Annotated in this window: 26 protein-coding genes and 1 pseudogene; 15 read left to right on the plus strand and 12 right to left on the minus strand. The window is 64.4% G+C overall.

All coding sequences use genetic code 11. The features are described 5' to 3' along the window. Window positions 1-13 precede the first annotated feature (13 nt). From HGP13_RS14310 to HGP13_RS14325, 4 genes are all read left to right on the plus strand, one after another. Complete coding sequence (locus tag HGP13_RS14310) at window positions 14-1,405, plus strand: FAD-dependent oxidoreductase (protein ID WP_172226296.1); 1,392 nt, start codon at window positions 14-16, stop codon at window positions 1,403-1,405. Then, window positions 1,402-2,643, plus strand: coding sequence for an arsenite efflux MFS transporter ArsK (gene arsK, locus HGP13_RS14315; RefSeq protein WP_172226298.1), 1,242 nt, complete (start codon window positions 1,402-1,404; stop codon window positions 2,641-2,643). The genes HGP13_RS14310 and arsK overlap by 4 nt, the downstream gene beginning before the upstream one ends. Before the next feature lie 144 nt (window positions 2,644-2,787). Next, the gene (locus tag HGP13_RS37885; protein ID WP_246707375.1) at window positions 2,788-3,366 is read left to right on the plus strand and encodes a hypothetical protein; all 579 of its coding nucleotides are present in this window, start codon (window positions 2,788-2,790) and stop codon (window positions 3,364-3,366) included. Between the two features lie 203 nt (window positions 3,367-3,569). Continuing rightward, window positions 3,570-3,809 (plus strand): hypothetical protein, encoded by a 240-nt coding sequence (locus HGP13_RS14325; protein ID WP_246707376.1) that lies wholly within the window; start codon window positions 3,570-3,572, stop codon window positions 3,807-3,809. 58 nt (window positions 3,810-3,867) lie between these two features. Here HGP13_RS14325 and HGP13_RS14330 read toward each other — a convergent pair whose 3' ends face one another. Beyond that, window positions 3,868-4,695, minus strand: a complete 828-nt coding sequence (locus HGP13_RS14330; protein WP_172226304.1) for a helix-turn-helix transcriptional regulator — start codon at window positions 4,693-4,695, stop codon at window positions 3,868-3,870. 101 nt (window positions 4,696-4,796) lie between these two features. Here HGP13_RS14330 and HGP13_RS14335 point away from each other — a divergent pair, with 101 nt between their 5' ends. Next, window positions 4,797-5,681, plus strand: coding sequence for an SDR family oxidoreductase (locus HGP13_RS14335; protein WP_172226307.1), 885 nt, complete (start codon window positions 4,797-4,799; stop codon window positions 5,679-5,681). Between the two features lie 18 nt (window positions 5,682-5,699). On the opposite strand, the gene HGP13_RS14340 is transcribed toward HGP13_RS14335, so the two are convergent. Then, window positions 5,700-6,398, minus strand: a complete 699-nt coding sequence (locus HGP13_RS14340) for a RibD family protein (protein ID WP_172226310.1) — start codon at window positions 6,396-6,398, stop codon at window positions 5,700-5,702. Between the two features lie 194 nt (window positions 6,399-6,592). Here HGP13_RS14340 and HGP13_RS14345 point away from each other — a divergent pair, with 194 nt between their 5' ends. The 4 genes from HGP13_RS14345 to HGP13_RS14360 all read left to right on the plus strand — a co-directional run bounded on the left by HGP13_RS14345 (window position 6,593) and on the right by HGP13_RS14360 (window position 11,060). Beyond that, the gene (locus HGP13_RS14345; RefSeq protein ID WP_172226313.1) at window positions 6,593-7,153 is read left to right on the plus strand and encodes a dienelactone hydrolase family protein; all 561 of its coding nucleotides are present in this window, start codon (window positions 6,593-6,595) and stop codon (window positions 7,151-7,153) included. Window positions 7,154-7,427: 274 nt separating this feature from the next. Beyond that, on the plus strand, window positions 7,428-8,375 hold the full coding sequence (locus HGP13_RS14350) for a substrate-binding domain-containing protein (protein ID WP_172226316.1): 948 nt from the start codon (window positions 7,428-7,430) through the stop codon (window positions 8,373-8,375). A 94-nt stretch (window positions 8,376-8,469) separates the two neighbouring features. Next, complete coding sequence (locus tag HGP13_RS14355) at window positions 8,470-10,050, plus strand: sugar ABC transporter ATP-binding protein (protein ID WP_172226319.1); 1,581 nt, start codon at window positions 8,470-8,472, stop codon at window positions 10,048-10,050. Continuing rightward, complete coding sequence (locus tag HGP13_RS14360) at window positions 10,047-11,060, plus strand: ABC transporter permease (RefSeq protein WP_172226322.1); 1,014 nt, start codon at window positions 10,047-10,049, stop codon at window positions 11,058-11,060. The genes HGP13_RS14355 and HGP13_RS14360 overlap by 4 nt, the downstream gene beginning before the upstream one ends. Before the next feature lie 176 nt (window positions 11,061-11,236). Here the strand turns inward: HGP13_RS14360 and HGP13_RS14365 are convergent, their stop codons facing one another. Further along, a complete protein-coding gene (locus tag HGP13_RS14365; RefSeq protein WP_246707377.1) occupies window positions 11,237-11,815 on the minus strand; it encodes a flagellar basal body-associated protein FliL in 579 nt (192 codons plus the stop codon). A 54-nt stretch (window positions 11,816-11,869) separates the two neighbouring features. Further along, window positions 11,870-12,280 (minus strand): hypothetical protein, encoded by a 411-nt coding sequence (locus HGP13_RS14370; RefSeq protein WP_246707378.1) that lies wholly within the window; start codon window positions 12,278-12,280, stop codon window positions 11,870-11,872. 181 nt (window positions 12,281-12,461) lie between these two features. Here HGP13_RS14370 and HGP13_RS14375 point away from each other — a divergent pair, with 181 nt between their 5' ends. Beyond that, entirely contained in the window at window positions 12,462-12,764 is a 303-nt protein-coding gene (locus HGP13_RS14375; RefSeq protein ID WP_172226325.1) for a hypothetical protein, read from the plus strand. A gap of 7 nt (window positions 12,765-12,771) precedes the next feature. On the opposite strand, the gene HGP13_RS14380 is transcribed toward HGP13_RS14375, so the two are convergent. From HGP13_RS14380 to HGP13_RS14390, 3 genes are all read right to left on the minus strand, one after another. Further along, window positions 12,772-13,029, minus strand: coding sequence for a type II toxin-antitoxin system RelE/ParE family toxin (locus HGP13_RS14380; protein ID WP_246707379.1), 258 nt, complete (start codon window positions 13,027-13,029; stop codon window positions 12,772-12,774). A gap of 47 nt (window positions 13,030-13,076) precedes the next feature. Beyond that, complete coding sequence (locus HGP13_RS14385) at window positions 13,077-13,367, minus strand: type II toxin-antitoxin system ParD family antitoxin (protein ID WP_172226328.1); 291 nt, start codon at window positions 13,365-13,367, stop codon at window positions 13,077-13,079. 96 nt (window positions 13,368-13,463) lie between these two features. Continuing rightward, on the minus strand, window positions 13,464-14,168 hold the full coding sequence (locus HGP13_RS14390; RefSeq protein WP_172226331.1) for a helix-turn-helix transcriptional regulator: 705 nt from the start codon (window positions 14,166-14,168) through the stop codon (window positions 13,464-13,466). A 74-nt stretch (window positions 14,169-14,242) separates the two neighbouring features. On the opposite strand from HGP13_RS14390, the gene HGP13_RS14395 reads away from it, so the two are divergent. Together HGP13_RS14395 and HGP13_RS14400 are read left to right on the plus strand one after the other, a co-directional pair. Then, window positions 14,243-14,623 (plus strand): hypothetical protein, encoded by a 381-nt coding sequence (locus tag HGP13_RS14395; RefSeq protein ID WP_246707380.1) that lies wholly within the window; start codon window positions 14,243-14,245, stop codon window positions 14,621-14,623. A 127-nt stretch (window positions 14,624-14,750) separates the two neighbouring features. Then, window positions 14,751-15,434: a GcrA family cell cycle regulator gene (locus tag HGP13_RS14400; RefSeq protein WP_172226337.1), complete on the plus strand. Its 684-nt coding sequence runs from the start codon at window positions 14,751-14,753 to the stop codon at window positions 15,432-15,434. A gap of 249 nt (window positions 15,435-15,683) precedes the next feature. Here the strand turns inward: HGP13_RS14400 and HGP13_RS14405 are convergent, their stop codons facing one another. Beyond that, window positions 15,684-15,992, minus strand: a complete 309-nt coding sequence (locus HGP13_RS14405; RefSeq protein ID WP_172234706.1) for a DUF982 domain-containing protein — start codon at window positions 15,990-15,992, stop codon at window positions 15,684-15,686. 99 nt (window positions 15,993-16,091) lie between these two features. Continuing rightward, entirely contained in the window at window positions 16,092-16,373 is a 282-nt protein-coding gene (locus HGP13_RS14410) for a DUF982 domain-containing protein (protein ID WP_172226340.1), read from the minus strand. A gap of 104 nt (window positions 16,374-16,477) precedes the next feature. Between HGP13_RS14410 and HGP13_RS14415 the strand changes: the two genes are divergently transcribed. Together HGP13_RS14415 and HGP13_RS14420 are read left to right on the plus strand one after the other, a co-directional pair. After that, on the plus strand, window positions 16,478-17,080 hold the full coding sequence (locus HGP13_RS14415) for a DUF1376 domain-containing protein (protein WP_246707452.1): 603 nt from the start codon (window positions 16,478-16,480) through the stop codon (window positions 17,078-17,080). Further along, on the plus strand, window positions 17,001-17,306 hold the full coding sequence (locus HGP13_RS14420) for a hypothetical protein (RefSeq protein ID WP_172226346.1): 306 nt from the start codon (window positions 17,001-17,003) through the stop codon (window positions 17,304-17,306). The genes HGP13_RS14415 and HGP13_RS14420 overlap by 80 nt, the downstream gene beginning before the upstream one ends. A 244-nt stretch (window positions 17,307-17,550) precedes the next feature. On the opposite strand, the pseudogene HGP13_RS14425 reads toward HGP13_RS14420, so the two are convergent. Together HGP13_RS14425 and HGP13_RS14430 are read right to left on the minus strand one after the other, a co-directional pair. Further along, window positions 17,551-18,168: pseudogene (locus HGP13_RS14425) on the minus strand (acyltransferase); the annotation flags it as partial. Window positions 18,169-18,825: 657 nt separating this feature from the next. Further along, entirely contained in the window at window positions 18,826-19,323 is a 498-nt protein-coding gene (locus tag HGP13_RS14430) for a DUF2306 domain-containing protein (protein WP_172226349.1), read from the minus strand. Between the two features lie 231 nt (window positions 19,324-19,554). Here HGP13_RS14430 and HGP13_RS14435 point away from each other — a divergent pair, with 231 nt between their 5' ends. Continuing rightward, window positions 19,555-20,310, plus strand: a complete 756-nt coding sequence (locus HGP13_RS14435) for a Crp/Fnr family transcriptional regulator (protein WP_172226352.1) — start codon at window positions 19,555-19,557, stop codon at window positions 20,308-20,310. Between the two features lie 30 nt (window positions 20,311-20,340). On the opposite strand, the gene HGP13_RS14440 is transcribed toward HGP13_RS14435, so the two are convergent. Further along, window positions 20,341-20,616: a hypothetical protein gene (locus tag HGP13_RS14440; protein WP_172226355.1), complete on the minus strand. Its 276-nt coding sequence runs from the start codon at window positions 20,614-20,616 to the stop codon at window positions 20,341-20,343. Between the last annotated feature and the right edge of the window lie 225 nt (window positions 20,617-20,841).

Raw genomic sequence — 20,841 nt, forward strand, 5'->3', positions numbered from 1 at the left:
AAGGATAGAAGCTATGGTCACGCAAAACGATCTGCCCATCGCCATCATCGGCGCCGGCCCGGTTGGCCTGGCGGCCGCCGTCCATCTCTCGGCCCGGGGCCTGCCGGTGAAGCTTTATGAGGCCGGCAGCGACGTCGCGGCCAATCTGCGCGATTGGGGCCATGTCCGGGTATTTACGCCCTGGCGCTATTGCGTCGATGAGGCGGCCGGCAGGCTGCTCGAAAGCCATGGCTGGCGGATGCCGGACGCGGAAGCGTTCCCGACCGCCGATGAACTCGTCGCGCACTATCTCGAGCCGCTCGCCATGCTGCCGGAACTCTCGCCGACGATCGAGACCAATGCGCGTATCGTTTCCATATCGCGCTGGGGCGCCGACAAGGTGCGCGGCAGTGAGCGCGCGACGCGGCCGTTCATGCTCGTCGTCGAGACCGCCAATGGCACCAGGCGCGACAGCGCGCGGGCGGTCATCGACGCCTCGGGGACATGGCGCACGCCCAATCCGCTCGGCGCCGGCGGCATCGCGGCCGAGGGCGAGGCGGACTTCGCCGACCGGATTGCCTACGGCATTCCCGATGTCCTGGGCCGCGACCGCGCGCTTTATGCCGGCCGCACGACGCTGGTTGCGGGTTCTGGCCACTCGGCGGCCAATGCCTTGCTCGACCTTGCCAGGCTGGCGGATGCCGCGCCTGGCACGTCTTTCATCTGGGCGGTGCGCGGAACCGACCTCGTGCGCATCTATGGCGGTGGCGGTGCCGACCAATTGCCGGCGCGCGGCGAACTCGGCGCCGATGTGCGCGATCTCGCCGAAAGCGGCAGCGTCAAGCTGGTCACCGGCTTTGCGACGCTTGCCATACACGAGCGCGACGGCCGGCTGATCGTCGAGGGGCAAAGCGAGGAGGGCCTGGTGCAACTCAGGCCGGTCGACCGCATCATCGCCGCGACGGGACAGCGCCCGAACCTGTCGCTGACAAGGGAACTCAGGCTCGATCTCGATCCGTGGCTGGAAAGCGTCAAGGCGCTCGGTCCGCTCATCGATCCCAACGAGCATTCCTGCGGCGACGTGCCGCCGCACGGCCACCGTGAACTCGGCCATCCGGAGCCCGGCTTCTACACGGTCGGCATCAAGAGCTATGGTCGCGCACCAACCTTCCTGCTCTTGACCGGCTACGAGCAGGTCCGCTCGGTCGCGGCGGCGATCGCGGGCGACATGGCGGCGGCCGATGCGGTGCAACTGATCCTGCCCGAAACCGGTGTCTGCACAGTGCCGGCCGGCCGCGCGTCGCAGGGTTGTTGCGGCGGGCCGGCACCGGTTGAGGTCGATGCCTGCTGCGTGGCGGATGCCGACGCCAAGGCCGCCGGCAAAGGCGGTTGCGGCTGTGCCGGCAAGATGGAAGCCGCCGAGTGAGCGACGGCAAGATCCCTGCCTCGGCCATCTGGGCGCTGGGCGCCACCCAGATCATCGGCTATGGCACGCTCTATTACAGCTACAGCATCCTGGCGCCGGCGGTGGCGGCGGAGCTCGCCTGGTCGCAGCAATGGGTGTTCGCCGTGCTGTCGGCGTCGCTGCTGGCGAGCGCCGTTCTGGCGCCGTTTGCAGGCAGCCTCGCGGACCGTGTCGGGGCGGGGCGGCTGATGGTGCCGGGATCGCTGGCGGCGGCGGGCGCGTTGCTGTTGTGCGCGCTGGCGCCGGGGCGCGCCGGCTTTGCGCTCGGCGTGCTGGCCATGGAACTCGCCTCCTGCTTCGTGCTCTACAGCACGGCCTTCGTCGCCATCGTGCAACTCGGTGGCGCGCGGCGCGGCATCACCCATCTCACCTTGATCGCCGGCTTCGCCTCGACGCTGTTCTGGCCCTTGACGACGCTGCTGCACCAGCATCTCGGCTGGCGCGAGGTTCTCGTTCTTTTTGCCGCACTCAACGCCTTTGTCTGCCTGCCGATCCATTGGTGGCTGAGCAGGCTTTCCAGCCATGCCGGAAAGGCGCGGGAGAGGATCATCCCGGCCACATCAGGCCTGTCGAACCCCGCGCCCGGCCGGCGATGGTCGCCTCTATTCGTCCTGGTGCTGGCCGGATTTGCCATAGAGGGCTTCATGCTTTCGGCTGTTCTCGTGCAGATGGTGCCCCTGCTTGGCCTGGTCGGTCTCGGTGGAGCCTCGGTGCTGGTCGCCAGCCTGTTTGGCCCGTCGCAAGTGGCGAGCCGGTTCGTCAACATGCTGTTCGGCCGGGGCCTGACGCAGACATCGCTGGCCCTTGGCGCGACCGCAGCACTCGCCGGCGGCCTTGCGGTGCTGCTGCTGGTGGCGCCGTCCGTTCCCGGCGCCATGCTGTTTGCCGTGCTTTTCGGCTTCGGCTCGGGGCTGATGAGCATTGTCGGCGGCACGCTGCCGCTCGAATTGTTCGGCCAGGAGCGCTACGGTTCCTATGTCGGCTGGATCACGGCGGCGCGCCAGTTCAGTTCCGCCTTCGCCCCGTTCGGCCTCACCTTGATGATATCAGGGCTCGGCGTTTTCCCGGCACTGTGGCTCAATGTCGTGGTCGGCCTGTTCGGCATCGTGGCCTTTGCCGCCGTGGCGTTGATCAGCCGGCAATCGCGCAAGGGTGAGGAGAGCGGCTCGGCCGTTATCCTTGCTTCCGAGAGGTTATGATCTGGCCAGTGGCAAGCGTAGAGGCACGGCGTCGACCTTCTCGGTTGCGAAAAACGCCCTGTTTCGAAGAAACCCGAACGTGCGCGTCGCCTCTACACTTATCCTGTTGATTAGCCGCTTGGTTATGTGGGGCCTTGGAACGAGTTGGATCAGGCTCGCGGGTCTATCCCCAGCAAAGAAATGCGCCTGAGCGCAAAGAGCGGGCGTCAACTGGTAGGTCGTATTGCGCGCGGCGCTCATCTGATTGGGGCTGAAAAGCGCGAGATCGACCGGCGCCTTGAGACGCTTCGTATTTGTGAGCAGTTTTTCGGCGGCCGCTTTGGAAAGCACATACCCGCACGAGCCCAGGTGCTGTCCGAAAAGCCGCGTTGCCGAGTATCCATTTTTTACGCGGATGTGCCGGTTGCCAATCCGCACCCCGCCAAAGAATGTTTCCAGTTTGACAACGTCGGCGTCTCTCGGGACCCAAGTGTCATCGGCCAGCATGGCCCCTGCGTCATGGCTGAAAACAACGTCGTCCTCGAACACGACGCCATACCGGTCGGGGCCATCCGCGATGATTTGCCAGCAACGACGATGACTGAGAAAGCAGCAGATTTCCGCGTCGGTGAGCGGAGGCGCGACAAACGGAACCCCAGTGGCCGCATCGACACCGGCAACGCGTTCAAAAGCAACGCCAATGCGAGAAAATTCCACTGCGACGGCGGCAAGTCGATCGACTGAGCGATCAAGATTAATCACCAGGCACTTCACTATCGTTCCCCCCAAATGAAATCTTATATACTTCGCGTCGCTTGCTTCAAGTGGAAAACTATAGGAATTTTCTGAAGAAATTTCGCCTATGCGATCGATTCAAACAACAGTCAAATTCCGCACTCAACCAATCTCGAAAAGCAACTGTCTCACCGAGCGGAAAGGGTTATGCCATGGCTGTTTCCCGCCAAAAGGAGTCACTGGCCGAGGTGCTCGCGCGTCTTGCCTACAGCTACTGGAGCACGCTGTCGGCCTCGCGCCTGGCGGACGCACCGGAAAACCACACTCTGTTCAGCTTCGCCCTGGCGCCGGCGGATGGAGGGACGCTGCTGACGCTGACGCTCAGTGACTTTGCCGAACCGGCGATCCGTCCGCATGCCGATCTCTATTGGGGCCGACCTTGCAGATCCTGAAGGCGGTGTGCGAGCGTAGTTGAGCAAGGGCGGGCGCTACCGCAGCCGCCCCCAGCCTTTACCCCCTGGGGCGCTTGGCCAAGACGCGAATAGCGTCGGCGACCTTGCTGTCGATCGGGTTGTAGACCGTCAGGTTCAGATCCGGCCTGCCGTCGACCGCGAAGGACGAGTATTCCAGCTCGATGTCACCCAGTTCCGGGTGCTTCAGGCGCTTTGTGCCGTCGCCATGGGCGAGCACATCGTTCTCCTGCCACAACTTGGCGAACTCGGCGCTGCCGCTGCACAGTTCGTCCACCAACTGGGTAACCTCGGAGACCGCGCCGCCACGCGCCGCATCGGCGCGGAAGGCGCCGACCACGAAACGGGCGAGGTTTTCCCAATCGTGCTGCTTGGCGCGGATGTGGGGCGTGAGGAACATGAAGCGCAGGACGTTGCGCCGGCCGGCGGGAATGGCGCCATAGTCGGTCAGCACGATCTCGGCGGCGCGGTTCCAGGCAACGACGTCCCAGGTCGCGGTCTTGATCAGAGCGGGGCTGGCATCGAGCGTGTCGATGAGGCGCTGCAGCCGGGGGCTGACGCCCTCGTCGCCCCGGTAGCGGACCTCGGGTGGGCGCCCGAGCCCGAGCATGAAGAGATGTTCGCGCTCCGCTTCGGTCAACAGCAACCCCTTGGCGATGCGGTTCAGCACATCGGCCGAAGGCGCGCCGCCACGGCCCTGTTCCAGCCAGGTGTACCAGGTCGGGCTGATGTTGGCGCGCTGGGCGACCTCTTCGCGGCGCAGCCCCGGCGTGCGCCGGCGGCCGGAAAAGCCGAACGAGGCGGGATCGAGCCGGGTGCGCCGGTCCTTCAGGAAGGCAGCGAGCGTGCCGGGGGAACTGGTGGGCATCCTGTTAGCCGTCCTGTTAAAGATTATACCATGATAAGGTCACTACTTTAATGGAATAATAGACCGTCGATATTACGCAGGCAACTGTCAGGAGATTTTGCATGCGTATCTTTCTCACCGGCGCGACCGGTTTCATCGGTTCGGCCATCGTTTCCGAACTCATCCAGGCCGGCCATCAGGTGGTCGGCGTCACCCGCTCCGACGCCGGCGCCGAGGCGCTCACCGCCGCGGGCGCCGAGGTGCATCGCGGGACGCTCGAGGAACCCGAGGGCCTGCGCGACGGTGCGGCGAAGGCGGATGCCGTGATCCACACCGCGTTCGACCATGACTTTTCTCGATTTGCGGAAAACTGCGAAAAGGACAAGCGCGTCATCGCCGCCCTCGGCGGCGCCCTTGCCGGATCCGACCGCCCGCTGGTGATCACCTCCGGCGTCGGCATGGGTAGCCCCGGACATGGCCAGTTGGCGATCGAGGACGTCTTCAACGCCAGCCATGCCAATCCGCGCATTGCCTCCGAACTCGCCGGCAATGCCTTGCTGGAAGCCGGCGTCAACGTCTCGGTGATGCGCCTGCCGCAGGTGCACAATCCGGTCAAGCAGGGGCTCATCACACCGCTGATCGAGATCGCGCGTGAAAAAGGCGTCTCGGCCTATGTCGGCGAAGGCCGCAACCGGTTTTCAGCGGGACATCTCCTCGATGCGGCAAGACTTTACCGGCTCGCCGTGGAGAAGGCGCAGCCGGGCGCGCGCTATCATGCGGTCGGTGAGGAAGGCGTCGAGGTGCGCGCCATCGCCGAGGCGCTCGGTCGCGGCCTGAAATTGCCTGTTGTTTCGATCGCGCCGGAAAAGGCGGCGGGGCATTTCGGCTGGATGGCGATGTTCGCGCCGATGGACCTGCCGGCTTCGAGCGCGCTGACACAGGCAAGGCTCGGCTGGCATCCGACCGGCCCGACGCTGATCGCCGATCTCGACGCCATGCGGTATTGAGGCGCTGATAAAGCGGCTTCAGCCGGGGCTGACGGCGTAGCGCAAATGAACAAGCCCATGCGCTAGGGTTTCGCAGCTTGTCAGCGACAACTGCATCTTGCCGGCGAGGCCGCTTTCGCCGAACTCGACGAAACCCTGATTTGCCGCCCGCGCATCGAGCGCTGGCGCGACGAGCAGGCTGAGTTCGTCGACAAGCCCGGCCGCGAAGAACGAGCCGTTAATGCCGGCGCCGCCCTCGAGCAGCAGCCGGCTTATGCCGAGTTCATGCGCGAGCACATCGAGCATGGCGGCGAGGTCGATATCGGCCGTTTCCGAGACGATATAGGACACGCCGTCGGCGGCGAGCTCGGCCAGATGGCTGTCGGAGACGCCGTGCCCAAGCAGCACCACGACATGGTCGCCGCCGACATCGGGCTTGGCAAAATGCAGCTTGCCAGAGGCGTCGAGCGCCACGGCAAAGCTGCCCGCATCGCGTTGGGCGAAATGGTGCGGCCGGTCGACCTTGCCGGTATTGGTCGGCGGGTGCGCGCCGGCCTTGGTCATCTCGGCCATGGTGACACGACCGACGATCCACGCGTCACCTTCGAGATCTTCGTGAATCTGTTCATAGAGGCCTGACCACTCGGCCCGGGTCCCGTCCGGGCTCGTGGTGTAGCGGCTCGGATGCAGGCTGCCATCAAGCGATGCGAGCATATGGCAGATGATGCGCGGCTTCATGCAATTCTCCGGAGATGGCTTTATCGGTTCAGGTCGACTTCAAAGTAGCGCCGGACCAAGGGAATGGAAGGCAAACCTCTCCCCAAGTTGCAAGCCTTTATACGGGTCGTCACTATGAACAGGCTGAACGCGTTCCACATTGGCATTGCGGGAGTACGCTTGAAGAGATGCCGCCGCGAAGCGAGGACTGACGGATGGCCAATATGATCCTGTTTCACTCTGTTCTCGGCCTGCGCGACAATGAGCGACATCTTGCTGAACGGCTTCGCGCTGCGGGCCACGCCGTCACGTTGCCGGACCTTTATCGGGGTGCGGTAACCGACGATCTCGACGAAGGGTTCGCAATCAAGGCGCGGATAGGCTGGGATGCCATCTGCCTCGAGGCGCGAGACGCTCTGGATCCGATGCCCGGCGATACGGTGCTGGCAGGCATCTCGATGGGCGCCGGCGTGGTGGCCGAAGTCTGGGCGTCACGTCCGCTAGCCGCAGGGGTGCTGCTGTTTCACGGACTGGCGACCGTGCCTGGGAATACACGGCCCGGCCTGCCGGTCCAACTGCACGTCGCGGACACCGATCCATTCTTCCCCGACGCGGATGTCCGCGCCTGGCAGGAAAGCGCGGAGACTGCGCGAGCTGATGTGCAAGTCTACCGCTATCCAGACTCGGGACATTATTTTTCGGATCCGGCGCTGCCGGACTACAATGAGACGTCCGCCGCGCAGCTCTGGAGCCGTTCTCTGGCATTCCTGATGTAGGAGAAGTCACCCGATCCGAAAATCCAAAATTCCGACAATTCCGATAATTGGCCGCCCAACACTGTTATATCGATGTTGCACAAATGGTTGACCCTGGGTTAGCATCCTCGGGCTGATGCCGATGGGAGGCAGTTTTTGCAACGGATATCAGCTGGAGCGGCATGCGCTGTCTTGCGCAAGGAGGATGCTCCAACACTTTGAACCGACGCATTGTCGCTTCCCAAGACCGGTCCCGGTCTTGGGGATGATGCGTCTCTGTGGAGAAGGATCAACCATGAACAGACGCGAATTCCTGATGACGTCCGTGGCGGCGGGCGCGATGATGCTGGCAGCACCTTCGGCGTTCGCCGAGGACAAGCTCACCATACTGGGCTCGGTGCCCAATCTCGGCTTTCCGTTCTTCGTGCACATGCTGAACGAGATCAAGGCGGAAGCCGCAGCCCAGGGCGTCAATTTGACCGAGAGCGACGGCCAGAACTCGGCCACCAAGCAGACCGCTGATATCGAGGCGGCGCTGGTGCAGAAGGTCAACGCCATCGTCATTTCGCCGCTCGACGTCAACGCTCTGGCGCCAGCCATCGAGGAAGCCGTCAAGGCCGGCGTACCCGTGGTGACGATCGACCGCCGCGTCGACGGTGTCCAGGGCATCCTGGCCCATGTCGGTGCCGACAATGTCAAGGGCGGCGAGGCCGAGGCGCAGGCCATGGTGGTGGCGTTCCCCAACGGTGCCAAGCTGTTCCATCTGCAGGGCCAGCCGGGCGCGGGACCTGCGATCGACCGCAACAAGGGCGTGCACAATGTGCTCGATCCCCTGAAGGACAAGTACCAGATCATCTTCGAGCAGACCGCCAATTTCGCCCGCGCCGAGGCGCTGTCGGTGACGGAAGCCGGCCTTGCCGCCAACGGCAAGCCGGACGCCATCATCTGTGCCAATGACGACATGGCGCTCGGCGCGCTCGAAGCGTGCGCGGCGCGCAACTTCACCGACGTCAAGATCTACGGTTTTGACGCACTTCCCGAGGCGCTGGTTGCGGTTCGCGACGGCAAGCTCGCCGGCACGGTCGAACAGTTCCCCGGCCAGCAGTCGCGCACCGCCGTGCAGATCGCGGTCGCCTACGCCAAGAACAAGACCGAACCGAAGGAAAAGCTGGTGCTGTTGACGCCGATCGTCATCGGCAAGGACAATCTCGACAAGGCGGAGAGGCTGAGCGAGACGAAGTAGAACTTGGCGGGGAAAGGCTCATTGGCAAGGATGGCGGGACAGCGCCCCAGAAGTGGGCGCTGTCCCGCTGCCTGCCGCAATCCGGGAGCAACCCTTGCCAGCTGAAGCCGCTCTGCTCGCCGTCGAGGGCGTCACCAAGCATTTTTCAGGCGTCACCGCGCTCAGCGACGTCTCGCTCGACATCCGCCCCGGCGAAATTCTCGGCCTGCTCGGCGAAAACGGCGCCGGCAAGTCGACGCTCTTGAAAATCCTGTCGGGCGTCATGCCGCCGTCCAGCGGGCGTATCACTTTCGATGGCGCCGACTATGCGCCGGCGAGCCCGCAGGATGCCAAGCGGCTCGGCATCGTCACCATCTACCAGGAACTCAGCCTGATCCCGACGTTGACGGTGGCGGAGAACATTTTTATCGGCCGCGCGCCGACCGGGCCGCTTGGTCTGGTGAGCTGGCGGCGAATGGAGGCGTCGTCGCGAGAAATCATCGCCCGCGTCGGTCTTTCCATCGACCCGATGACGCCGGTGTCGGCGCTGTCGGTGGCCGAGCAACAGCTGGTCGAGATCGCCCGCGCGCTGTCGCTGAAGAGCCGGCTGATCATCATGGACGAGCCGACCTCGGCGCTGACCGAGACCGAGGTGCAGCGGCTGTTGTCGATCATGGACCGGCTGCGCCAGGACAAGGTCGCCATCATGTTCGTCACCCACCGGCTGGAGGAGGCCTCCGCCATCTGCGACCGCATGACCGTGCTGCGCGACGGCCGGCTGGCCGGCCATCTCGACCGCCGGGGCGGGCCGATCCAGTTGCCGCGGATCATCGAGAAGATGGTTGGCCGCGCCGCCTCGGAACTTTACGCGCGGCCGGCGCAGCGCGCGGTTGCCGGCGATGTCGTGCTGTCGGTGCGCGGGTTGCGCACCGTGCGCGATCCGGAGGCGCCGCATGCCATCGTGCTCGACGGCGTCGACATCGACCTCAAGGCCGGTGAGATCCTCGGCGTTGCCGGCCTTGTCGGCTCCGGCCGCACGGAGCTGGCGCGCGCCATCTTCGGCGCCGACCGCATCGCTGCGGGCACCATCACGCTCGACGGCAGGCCCATCGCGCCGGCCTCGCCGGCCGATGCGATCGCGCTCGGCATCGGCCTGGTGCCGGAGGACCGCAAGCACCAGGCGATCTTTGCCGCGCTCGGCATCCTGCCGAATTTCTCCGTCGCCTCGCTTGGTCGCTTCAGCAACGGTTTCGGCTTCATGGCCGAGCGGCGCGAGCGCGATGCGCTGTCAGGATTCCGCAAGATGCTGTCGATCCGCATGGCTTCCCCCGAGCAGGCGATCGAGGGCCTGTCGGGCGGCAACCAGCAGAAGGTGATCTTGGCGCGCTGGCTGGCGCGCGATCCCAAGGTGATGATCGTCGACGAGCCGACGCGCGGCGTCGATGTCGGCGCCAAGGCTGAGGTTCATCAGATCCTGGTGCAGCTTGCGGCGCGCGGCATTGCGGTGATGATGATCTCGTCCGAACTGCCCGAAGTGCTGGCGGTGTCGGACCGCATTGTCACCATGCGCCGGGGCCGCATTACCGGCGAGATGCCGGGCGTCGAGGCGAACGAGGAAAGATTGATGGAACTGATGGCGCTCGACAGGAAGCCACAGGACGAGGGGCAGCCACAGGACGAAGGGCGGGCACGATGAGCGTGACGGAACAGAGCGAGCGCGGTGGCATCAATTTCGCCCGGCTGTTGATGAGCTTCGGGCCGCTGCTGTTCCTGGCAGCGCTGATCGTCGTCTTCACCGTGCTGAAGCCGAGCTTCATGGATCCGATCAATTTGTTCAACATCACGCGCCAGATCTCGATCACCGGGCTGATCGCGCTCGGCATGACCTTCGTCATCCTCACCGCAGGCATCGATCTGTCGGTCGGCTCGCTGCTCGCCTTCTGCGGCATGGTCGCCGCCGTCGTCGCCAAGGGCGGCACCGCGAACACACTGTCGCTGTCGACCTCAGGCACGCAGGGCTATGGCTGGTTTGCCGCGCTGCTTGCCGCGGTCGTGGTGGGGGCTGCCGCAGGCGGCGTGCAGGGGCTCGCCATCACCCGGCTGAAAGTGCCGCCCTTTGTCGTCACGCTGGGCGGGCTGACGGTGTTTCGCGGGCTGACGCTGACCATCTCCAATGGCGGCCCGATTTCGGGCTTCGACGCCTCGATGCGCTGGTTCGGAACCGGCCTGATCGGCCCGGTGCCGGTGCCGGCGATCATCTTCGCCATTGCCGCGATCCTGTGCCACATCGTGCTGCGCTACACGCGCTATGGCCGCGCCGTCTATGCCGTCGGCGGCAATGCCGAGGCGGCACGGCTGTCGGGCCTGCGCGTCGACCGTATCCTGGTCTCGGTCTATGTCATCGTCGGCTTCTTCGCCGGGCTGGCCGCCTTCGTGCTGTCGGCCAGGCTGAATTCTTCGGAAGCGGTCGCCGGTATCGGCTACGAGCTGACGGTTATTTCGGCCGTCGTCATCGGCGGCACCTCGCTGTTCGGCGGCATCGGCTCGGTCGGCGGCACGGTGGTGGGCGCGGCGCTGATCGGCGTGCTGCAGAACGGGCTGCAGTTCAACAACGTCTCGTCCTACACGCAGAGCATCGTCATCGGGCTGATCCTGATCCTGGCGGTGGCGTTCGATCGGTGGCTGAAGTCGAGGGTGAGGCGGTAGGGGTCTTCCTTCTCCCCTTGTGGGAGAAGGTGGCCGCGAAGCGGCCGGATGAGGGGTGCTCCAGCTTGGCGATGCGTTTGAAATCGCCGTCTCACTCCGCTGGAACACCCCTCATCCGTCTCGGCGCTGCGCGCCGATCCACCTTCTCCCACAAGGGGAGAAGGGAAGATCGCATTTCACCCCGCCAGCTTCTCCTCAATCACCCGCGCCGAATCCGGCACCAGCTGCCCGGTATGGTCGAAGCGCAGCACCACCACCCAGTTGAAGACATCGTCAGGCCATTTGCCGTTCGGCAGCAGCGTCTTGGGGTCGGCGCCGAAGGCCTTGATGAGTTTTCCCAGCTGGCCGTGATGCCAGGCGATCAGGATCGACTTGCCGTGGCTTTCAGTCGACAGCGCGGCGACGAGGTTCTGGACTTCGTGGTCGGCGAAGCGCTGGTCGATCGGCAGTTTCAGCGCCCGGCTGAGCGGCGTCAGCGTCAGCCGTTCGCGCGCGCTGCTCTTGGAATCGGCGCTGGCCACCAGCATATCGGGCCGGAAGGCTACGCCGTCGAGCATGAAGGGCTGGAAATAGGCGACATAGGCTTTCGCGCGAGCTTCGCCTTCGGGCGACAGACCGGGACCACTGTCGGGCTTTGCGCCATGGCGCACGATCAGCACCGTAGCGTTGGCAAGCCCTGTCGTGCTGTCGCCGGCGGCATGGGCGGACAAGGCAAGCGCCATGATCCACAGGGCTACGAGAACAAAGCGTTTCATGGCGGGTCCTTCCCTGGTTTTCGAAGCACCAATCAGCGCAGCAATCCGACGGAATCAGGGCCGGCGCGGCGCCAGCCCAGCCGGATGGTCAAATGCAGGCGTCTCAGGCCGCTTCGCGTGCCCACAGGCGGTGGCCGTAGCGGCGGAAGAAGCGCGCGACGAGGCGCTCTGCCTTGCCCTGGCGAGGTATGGCAGGCGCCGCTCCTGGCGCCAGCGCGGCATGTTGCGCCAGCAAGCGATGAAGCGGGCGGTATCCTCGATGGCTTCCTCCGCTGACAGCGCCGGGCCGATCACGGCGAGGAACAGCAGCTCCGACTGCTTCAGCTCGTCGATGACGGCCTTGCGCCCGAAATGGTCGTGGCGGGCCTGCGCAATGCCGTTGCGGCGGATCGCCTCGAAGGCTTCGAGCAAGGCAGGGCTGTCGCCGGTGTAATCGCAGGCGCGGGCAAAATCGGCGGCATCCATCACTGCTCCCGGGTCTGATGCGGCGAATTCGCTGCCGACTCATATTTGCGAGTGTATATAAGCATAACTCAAATTTAGGTAGAAGAGAAACTTTTGGGAAAGTGTTAAAACGGCGACTCGACTCCTGGCTCGAAACGCAGGAATATAAGAACAAATCACGAACAAAAAGCGAGGAGGGGCGATGGTATTGCCGGGCAGGGAAGCAGTAATCGCGCAGGTCGCCTCGATCTCGGTCGAATGCGCCGATTGCGGCCGCAACAGGTGGTGGCGGCCCGACCAGCTGAAGCGGTTCGGGGTGAACGGCAACACGCCGCTGGCGGCATTGTCGGGGCGCATCGTCTGCTCGGCCTGCCGCGCCGACGGGCTGCCGGGCACGGCGGTGTCGATCCAGGCGGCGTTCATCGACGAGCGCCAGCGCGTGCGCAGTGAAGCGCAGATGCTGAGCGAGCGGGAGGTGTTGGTGGAGGGGTCGAGGCGGGCTTGAGGGGGTGTCAGAAGTCATCGTCAACGGAGAGGATGACGTCTCGTCCGCCGTGAAAGATTCGGATGATCGTCACTGTCTTGTCTTTGATGGTGAATGCGATCGTCGCCCGCCTGCGATAGCCCACGGTGCGGAGGCCTTGCTTAACATCATCATGGCGAGTCCCGCGCTCGGGAGACGTATTAAAGTCCGAACAGTAATCGATGAGGCGATCGACATAGGCTCGCGCAGTCCGTTCGCCAGCCTGTGGAACCAGATAGGTCAGCAAATCCAGCAGTTCTTGCTATGCGGCCGTACTGAAGACGACCCTGTGCGTCATGCTTGGCGTGAACGCTTGCCCGCCAGTGCGTCAATACGGTTGTGAAGTCGCTTGCGCACTTCCTCGAGTGGCGAGACAAGCGAAGGATCCTTCTGCAGCGCATCCATTGTTGGCGCCACCTCTTCCCGCAGCCAGCGATCGACCGCTGCGTCGCGTGCGGCAAGAGTTCTCAAGCCATCGCGGATGACTTCGCTCTCCGTCGCGTACTCGCCGGATGAAACCTTGTCCTTTACCATCTGCGCCATCTCAAGCGGCAAGGTGATGGTCAGTGGCTGGGTGCTGCGCATTTTCATTCCCTAGGCAAATGTGAAGCGTATGATTTAATCATACACTTTTACGCAAGCTGCCGCCAGTCGAGTGATGGCCTCTGGGGTAATGACTCCTCAATACCCCAGCAATTCCTTCAGCGGTATAACCCGCCAGACATGCTTGATCGCGTAGCGGTTGAAGGTGATCGTCTTCGGCGGATTGTACTGCTCGACCACCAGCTCGCCCGCCGTGCGCTTGACCAGTTTCTTGATGAAGGCCTTGCCGTTGCGCTCGTTTTCTTCCGGAAAGGTCTCGATCACCACATGGTCGCCGGGCACCGCGTCGCGGCCGCCGCAATAGATGAGGTCGCCGGGTTCGTAGCGCGGCACCATGGAGTCGCTCAGCACATGCAGCGCGAACACCTTTGGCAGGTTGCGCACGCCCGGCGGGCGCTGGACGTAGCCGGCCGGCTCGCCGTTGAAGGTGAAGTCGCCGTCATCGCCGCCGACCGCGGCGCCCAGCACCTCGATATCCATTGATCCGGCGGGAAGCGGGCCGGCATCGGTGACGATCTCGGCGTCGGCCACCGGGCCGGCATCGTCGAGGAAGACGACCTGCCCCTGGCCGAGCGCGACCGGGTCGACGCGCAGGAAGGCGGCGGTCTTCAACAGGTTCTCGGTCTTGGGCAGGTTGCGGCCGGTTTCCCAATTGCCGACGGCTGCGACATCGGTGTCGTTGTGCTCGGCAATGTGGCGCATGACCAGGCCGCGCTGCTTGCGCGCCTGGCGGATCGCCGCCCCGACCTTGATCGACAGTTCCGTTTTTGCCATGGCGCCCATGTGAGCGATGAAAGCGGCTCTCGTCTATGAAAGAATGGCTTTCATATTTTTTTGAGTTATGCTTATATCTGGCCATGCAGAACCTGTCCAGCTTTCATGGCGCGATAGCGCCGGCCTCCCGTGAGGCGCATCCAGCGACCGAAGTCGCCAGCCATTCCCTTCCGCCCCGGCCGTCCTCCTCCCCGGCCAGGGCGAAGCCCGAGCGCCTTGATGCCTCGGGTCCGGTCCGCCCGTCACCGGCGGCCGGAACGGCCGGAGCCGCCGCTCCCCTCGGCTCCGGCCCCCAATTCGAACGGGCTGCTTTTGGCGGCCTATCCACGCGTTCCTGCATCCGCACGCAGGACGGCACCGTCATCCTGTTCGAGCCGATGACGGGCAGGGCGGTTTCCGCCCCAGACAGGAAGACGGCAGAGGCGCGGCTGGCGCGCCTCTGCGCCGGGCTCCGCTCCGGCTGATCCGGCCGCGAGCCGGCTTTCGCACCGAACACCCTGACCGTGGCCCCGACCGGGCCCGAACCCTGAGCCTTACCGACGGTGCGCTTTCAAGCGCTGCCGAAGGCGGACCCTTGGATGGAGCCTGGACATGGCAAGCTACAGCGATGCCGAATTGCAAGAGATCGCCCGCTGGCTGAAGGACGGGCTTTCGGCCTCGAGGATCGCCGCGGCGTTCAGCGCGCTGCGCGGCAGTCCGGTGTCACGCAACGCCATTATCGGCGTCGTCCACCGCAACGCCATGCTGGGCGCGATCGGCTTTGCCCATGGCCGCGGGATGCCGCCGGTCGCCAGGCAAGCCGCCGGGGAGCGGGCAATGCGCAAGCCCTCGGCCGCAAAGCAGGCAAAGGACAAGGCCAACGGCAAGGCGGCTGCGGAAAACCGCGCCGGCGTCCATGCCGCCGACAGCACCGTCCTGCGCAAGAACAAGGTCCGGCCCAGACACGATTCTTCGCCGGCCTGGCTGCCGCCGCGCCTGTTCGTGCGCGAGGTGGGGGTGCTGATCGCCGATGGCGAAGCCTATCGTTTCAAGGTGCCGGCGCCGCCGCGCGGACCGATCGGCCGCCAACCGCATGGCGTGGCGATGCGCTTCATCGACTGCCTGTTTTCCCGCTGCCGCGCGCCGCTCGACCTGACGGTGGGAGAGGATGCCGAGAACGACGCGCCAGGCGGCCGGCCCGGCGCCGACATGCTGTGCTGCGGCATGCGCACAAGGGCGCTGAAAAGCTACTGCAGCTACCACCAGGCGCGGTTTCAGAGGCGAGTTTTGGAGTGAGCAACCCTTCTTCCCGTTTGCGGGGAGGTGAGACGTGGTCCGCGAAGCGGACGAAAAGCCAATTGCTTGGCTTTTCGAACGGCGAACGCCGGCAGACGGATGAGGGGCAGCGCTGAGATGGCAGGATTGAAAGCAGATATGAACTTCAAGCATCCGATTCAGATGCCACTTATTGAAGCGCTGGCGCTGCCCCTCGTTGCCCTGCCGGGCATTTCTCCCCGTATATTGACGGGGAGAAAGACGCTTGGCCTATTTCGGCATCTGCCGACCCTGCTTGGGCATGCGGCTCTGCACGCTGCGTGCCTCCAGCTTCATAGCCGGACCACCCTCGGCAACCAAGACCCCGGCGACGCGGGCAAAGCCGGTAAACACTTTGATGGCGTCGGATTCCGATATCTGCGCGGCGATCGCGGCACTGCAGGCGTTGAGCGCGCTGCGGTAGACGTGGCCGCGCCGCTCGATCGGCCAGCGCTGCAGGAAATCGGCGGCGTCGCTGACGCTGTCGATCTCCTCGACGTACCCGTCCATGCTGACTTTGAGCGGCACTCCGGTTTTCATTGTACCCACGGCGTTCACCTTCAATCTCGACGCGGCTTTAAAGCCTGCGCTTATAAACGCATGAGGCCGTCGCGCGGTTGCATCTCCGTCGCGACAGTATCACGGGTTGGCGGCGGCATCGAGCCATTCATGCGCGCGGCTTCTCGGCCTGGCCACAAATATGCCCTGCTGCCTGGCGGCCTTGCTGAAGGCCTCGAACGCGGTGCTCGGGCGGCAAGTGCCCTCGATGGCGAGCCTGACCAGCCTTGCGGCATCGAGATAGCTGGGCGCGGTCTTGTCGGGCCATTGCTGGCGCAGCGCCGTCTCAGCATCGGCCACCGAGCCGACCAGCATGGTCTTGTTGTCGCAAAAGCGCAGCGTAATCGGCATGAAAGCCGTCATCGGCAAACCTCCCCTTGGATTGGTCGCGGCATAACGTGCGGATCTGCGGCTGGTTCCATTAGCTGGCGTGTAAGCAAGGGTCCGGCATGAGCGAGCGGCCCTTCATGCAGCTCTACGTCTCCGATTTCGTCGGCGACACGTTGCAGCTCTCGACCGAACAGATCGGCGCCTACATGCTCATGCTGATGGCGATGTGGAACGCCGGCGGCCGGCTGCCCGACGACGATGCCAAGCTGGCGCGGGTGGCGCGGCTTTCGCTCAAGAAATGGCGCGCCATCAGCGTCGATCTGTTGATCTTCTTCGAGCGCGAGGGCGGCGAGATCGGCCACAAGAGGCTGACCAAAGAGCTGCACAAGGCGCAGGTCAAAAGCGAGGCGAGGGCCGCCGCCGGGGCGCGCGGCGGCGTGGCTACTGCGTTGAAAACAAAGGCGCATGCGGGGGCAAATGCCGGCACTTTGCCGCGGCATTCTCCAGACTCCAGAAACCAGAGTGAAAAAGCTTCCGCTTTTTCCCCTGCGGATGAAACCAAAATGGCTCGCGTCTTTTCGGGGAAAAAACCGCCTGGCTGGCAGCGGCCGAAAACCCATTCCGACGCCGCCAACGCCATCATCGAGGAGATCCGCAGCCATGACCGCAGCCGAACTGCAGCAGGCGACGAAGGCGCTGGCCGCGATGTTCTCATGCTTCCCGCAATCCGTCCTGACTGATGTCGAGATGCAGATGCGCGGCTATCTCGACGTGGTGCGCGACGCCGAGCTTGCCGATCTGCAGGCCGCCATCCAGCGCTTCGTGCGCGGCGAGGTGAAAAGCGGCAACGCCCAGTTCTGCCCGTCGAGCGCGCAGCTCTGCATTGAGGTGCGGGAGCGGCGGACGATGCGCGAGCTGATGGCGAGAAGGACGGCTGCGGTTCCCGCGAGGCAGGTGGCGGGATGATCAGACAGGTCGGCGGGACAGCGCCCCCCTCTGGCCTGCCGGCCATCTCCCCCACACGGGGGGAGATCGGATGCGTCACGGCCTTCGCCAATGGCCAACGTTGGAGGAGGGCGCCGCTGACGACGCTGCCAATCTCCCCCTTGTGGGGGAGATGCCCGGCAGGGCAGAGGGGGCGCTGTCCCGCCAACCTGTCTAACCAAAACACCACAACCAACCCAAGGAGCCACCCCATGCCCAAAAAGACCAAACCCGCCAAACCGCAGGCGCCGAAGCTCCCCAAGGCCCAGGCCGGCGAGACGCTGGTGAGCCACAGGCAGGCGACGAAGGAGGCGAGACCGGCGACGCCGATGACAATCACCGCCATGCGCTTGCCCTGTTGCAGCCAGGCCGCGAACAGCAGCAGCGCCGGCCAGACGAGATAGAACTGCTCTTCCACCGAGAGCGACCAGAAATGGATGAACGGGTTGCTGAACGCATCGGCGGCGAAATAGTCGAACGACCAGCGCAGCAGCCACAAATTGATGGCATAGGCCGACGCATACATGGCGCCGCGCGAATAGAGCGCCTGCTCCTGCGGCGCCAGGATGAAGTAACCGGCTGCGAGCGTTGCCAGGATGACGAATACGGCTGCCGGCAAAAGCCGCCGGGCGCGGCGGGCATAGAAGCGCCAGAGGTCGAGCCGGCCGGTCTCGGTGATCTCGCGCATCAGATGCGTCGTGATCAGCCAGCCGGAAATGACGAAGAAGATGTCGACGCCGGCAAAGCCGCCGGGCAGGGCAGTGAGGCCGAAATGATAGGCAACGACGCCGCCGACCGCCAGCGCGCGCAACCCCTGTATATCGGGCCGGAACGATGCCGCCATGATCACTCCTTCGCTAGCCGGCCTCGCGTGTCGGCCTGGACAGGGAATATTGCAGTGCAGCAAATTTTTCGCAATGCAACATGGCAAAAAAGGGAAGATGGCAGAAATCGATCTCCTGGCCGGTGCCCGGATCGATCTGAATTTTAGCCGTCGCTTGACAAGCGGCGATGCGGCATCCCTATGTCAAAATGAGGGATTGGCAGGGATCAGCAGATGAAAAAGACCTATACGAAGCCGGTGCTTGCAAAGCGCGAGAGATTGTCCACCGTCGTGGCGTGCCCGATTTCGCAGTGTGTAATGTAAAATAAAGCCGGTTCTGGTGAAGCGCGAGAAGCTGTCCGGCGTCGTCGCCTTCGTGGCGTCCGGTCCGATCTGAGCGTGCGTGGAGCCTTTTCGCCGGCCGTTCGTGGTGACAATGCAACAGGGCGGCATTTCCGGCCGCCTGCACCGCGCTGATATCTCGGCCGCGGCTTGACGCAATAGGTCCATGGTGCAATCTCGGCCCATCACTTGGGCAAGGGGATATCATGAAGAAGACCTACGAAAAGCCGACGCTGCGCAAGCGCGAGCGGCTCTCCCGCGTCACCGCGATCGTTGCCGTGTCAGGAAAGCCGGTATAAGCCGGCCGGGATTCGCAGCTCAACAAGAGGGCGGCGCTCAGCCTGCCGCCTTCGCACTCCGCCTGGCGTAAAGGCCTACGACTGCCGCCGCCACGACCAAAGCGGCAAACACCGACAGCTTCTGTTGCGTCGCGCCTTGCGGGCCGAAGGCGACGGCATACATGGCGCGGCCGGGGATGAAGGTCAAAAGCCCGGTAATGACCAGGCCGAAAATGTAGGTGCCCTGCATGATGCGGCGGTGGGCGGCAATGTTGCCGCCGCGCGCGGCCCGCACGCCGCGCCACAGCATCACCAGCACCAACAGCGACAGAAGGTGGATCGGGCTGAACGGCCCCCACAGCCGGATCGTCCAAATGAACAGGCCGGAGCCGGCAACCGCCGCCATCAGCGCCACCCAGACACGGCCAAGCGCCCGGTGCAGCCGGTCGCCCTTGGTGCGCCAGAGCTGCATGGCGCCGAGCAGCAGCGCGGCGATGGCGATCAGCGCATGGAGCTGGATGACCGGCGAAGCATGGAGCAAGGGGCTGAGCGACATCGGTGTTCTCCGGGGGTGATGGATTATTGCCGCGAGAGCCATGCGCCGGCAAGACCGCCCGGACCCTTCTGGCGCCCGCGCGATTATTGCGTGCGATTCGCGTCAATTTTGATCCAGATCAAAGTGCCGAACGCTTATTCGCGGAAGCTCATCGACGAGGCGCAGTCGCCTTCAGGGCGGGGCCTCCGGCGGTTATTGGCCGCCGCGGTTTCAACGCATCGGAGGAGATGCATGCAAAGCCCATCCATCCAGCCGCTCTGTGAGCCGTGCGCTGTCCGCCAGGCATCGTCATGTGGCCACTTCAGCAAGGAATTGCGCGGCGAACTTGCGGCTATCTCGTATCTGCGCGCCTTCCGCAGGGGCGAGACCGTGCAGGCCGAGGGCGAAGACGTGGCTTTTGTCGGCAATGTCTTGTCGGGCATGCTGCGCATTCAAACAACCATCGGCGACGGACGGCGCCGGCTGGTCGGTCTCTTGATGCCTTCGGACTTTTTCGGCAGGGCCCTCACGGGTCCCTCAAGGGTGGCGATCGGGGCGGCGTCCGACGCCATCGTCTGCTGTTTCGAGCGCGGCGCCTTCGAAAGCCTGTCCGGGCGATTTCCGCAGCTAGGCCGGGAATGGATGCACGACAGCCTCGACGAGATCGACGCGGCGCGCGACTGGATGGTGCTTCTCGACAGCCCCTCCGTCAGCGCTTTGGTCGCAAGCTTCCTGTTGATGCTGTGCCGGCGTACCGAGGCCTGTACGTTGACGCCGACCGGACGCTTGCTGGTCAGCATCCCCATCAGCCGCAGCGACATGGCGGCCTATCTCGGCACGACGGTGGAGACCATCGGCAGGACCATGCGGAAAATGAGCAGCCTCAACATCATCAGGATCCATGAGCCCCGGCATTTCGAGGTTCTCGACGAGGCACGGCTGATGAAGCTGTCGAGCCATGAGGAACTGGTGCGCCACAACCGCGTGACGCTGGCCATCGCGCCGTGACTCTGGCGGGCGCCGCCTGGTGCGAGGGCCTTACGGGGTCGGCTCGATGACCTTGCGGCCGCGCGTCAGGTAGGCCAGCAGGCCGAGCAGCAGGAAGCCCACCACCCAGCATGCCACAAAGGCGACGATGCCGATGGCAGCGCCGAGGTCGACGCCGAGGCTGACGACGTTGCTGCTCAAGCCCGGCAGCTTGTCCGCGGCGCCCATGCCGACATCGGCGGCCCACAGCATCACGATGTTGAAGCCGATGAACAGGAGCAGGAAAAACCAACCGAAGAAGCCGCGCTTGTGCCTGACTGCTTCCATTTCTCAATGATCCTCCCCCCGACAAAAGCAACGCTTGTCTGTCGAAGTATGGACGCGCGACAACCTGCTGCCAATGCGAATCGCAAGTTGGCGGGACGTCGCAGTGTCCGGCGATTTGAAAAAATTCCCGGCACCGCGATCGTTCCCGCCGGCGGCGTCAAAAAAAAGGCCCCACCGGCAGGACCGGCGGGGCATGATCGGAGGTCTGCGATCGCCTTGGGAAGG

Source organism: Mesorhizobium sp. NZP2077, assembly GCF_013170805.1.
Taxonomy (GTDB): Bacteria; Pseudomonadota; Alphaproteobacteria; order Rhizobiales; family Rhizobiaceae; genus Mesorhizobium.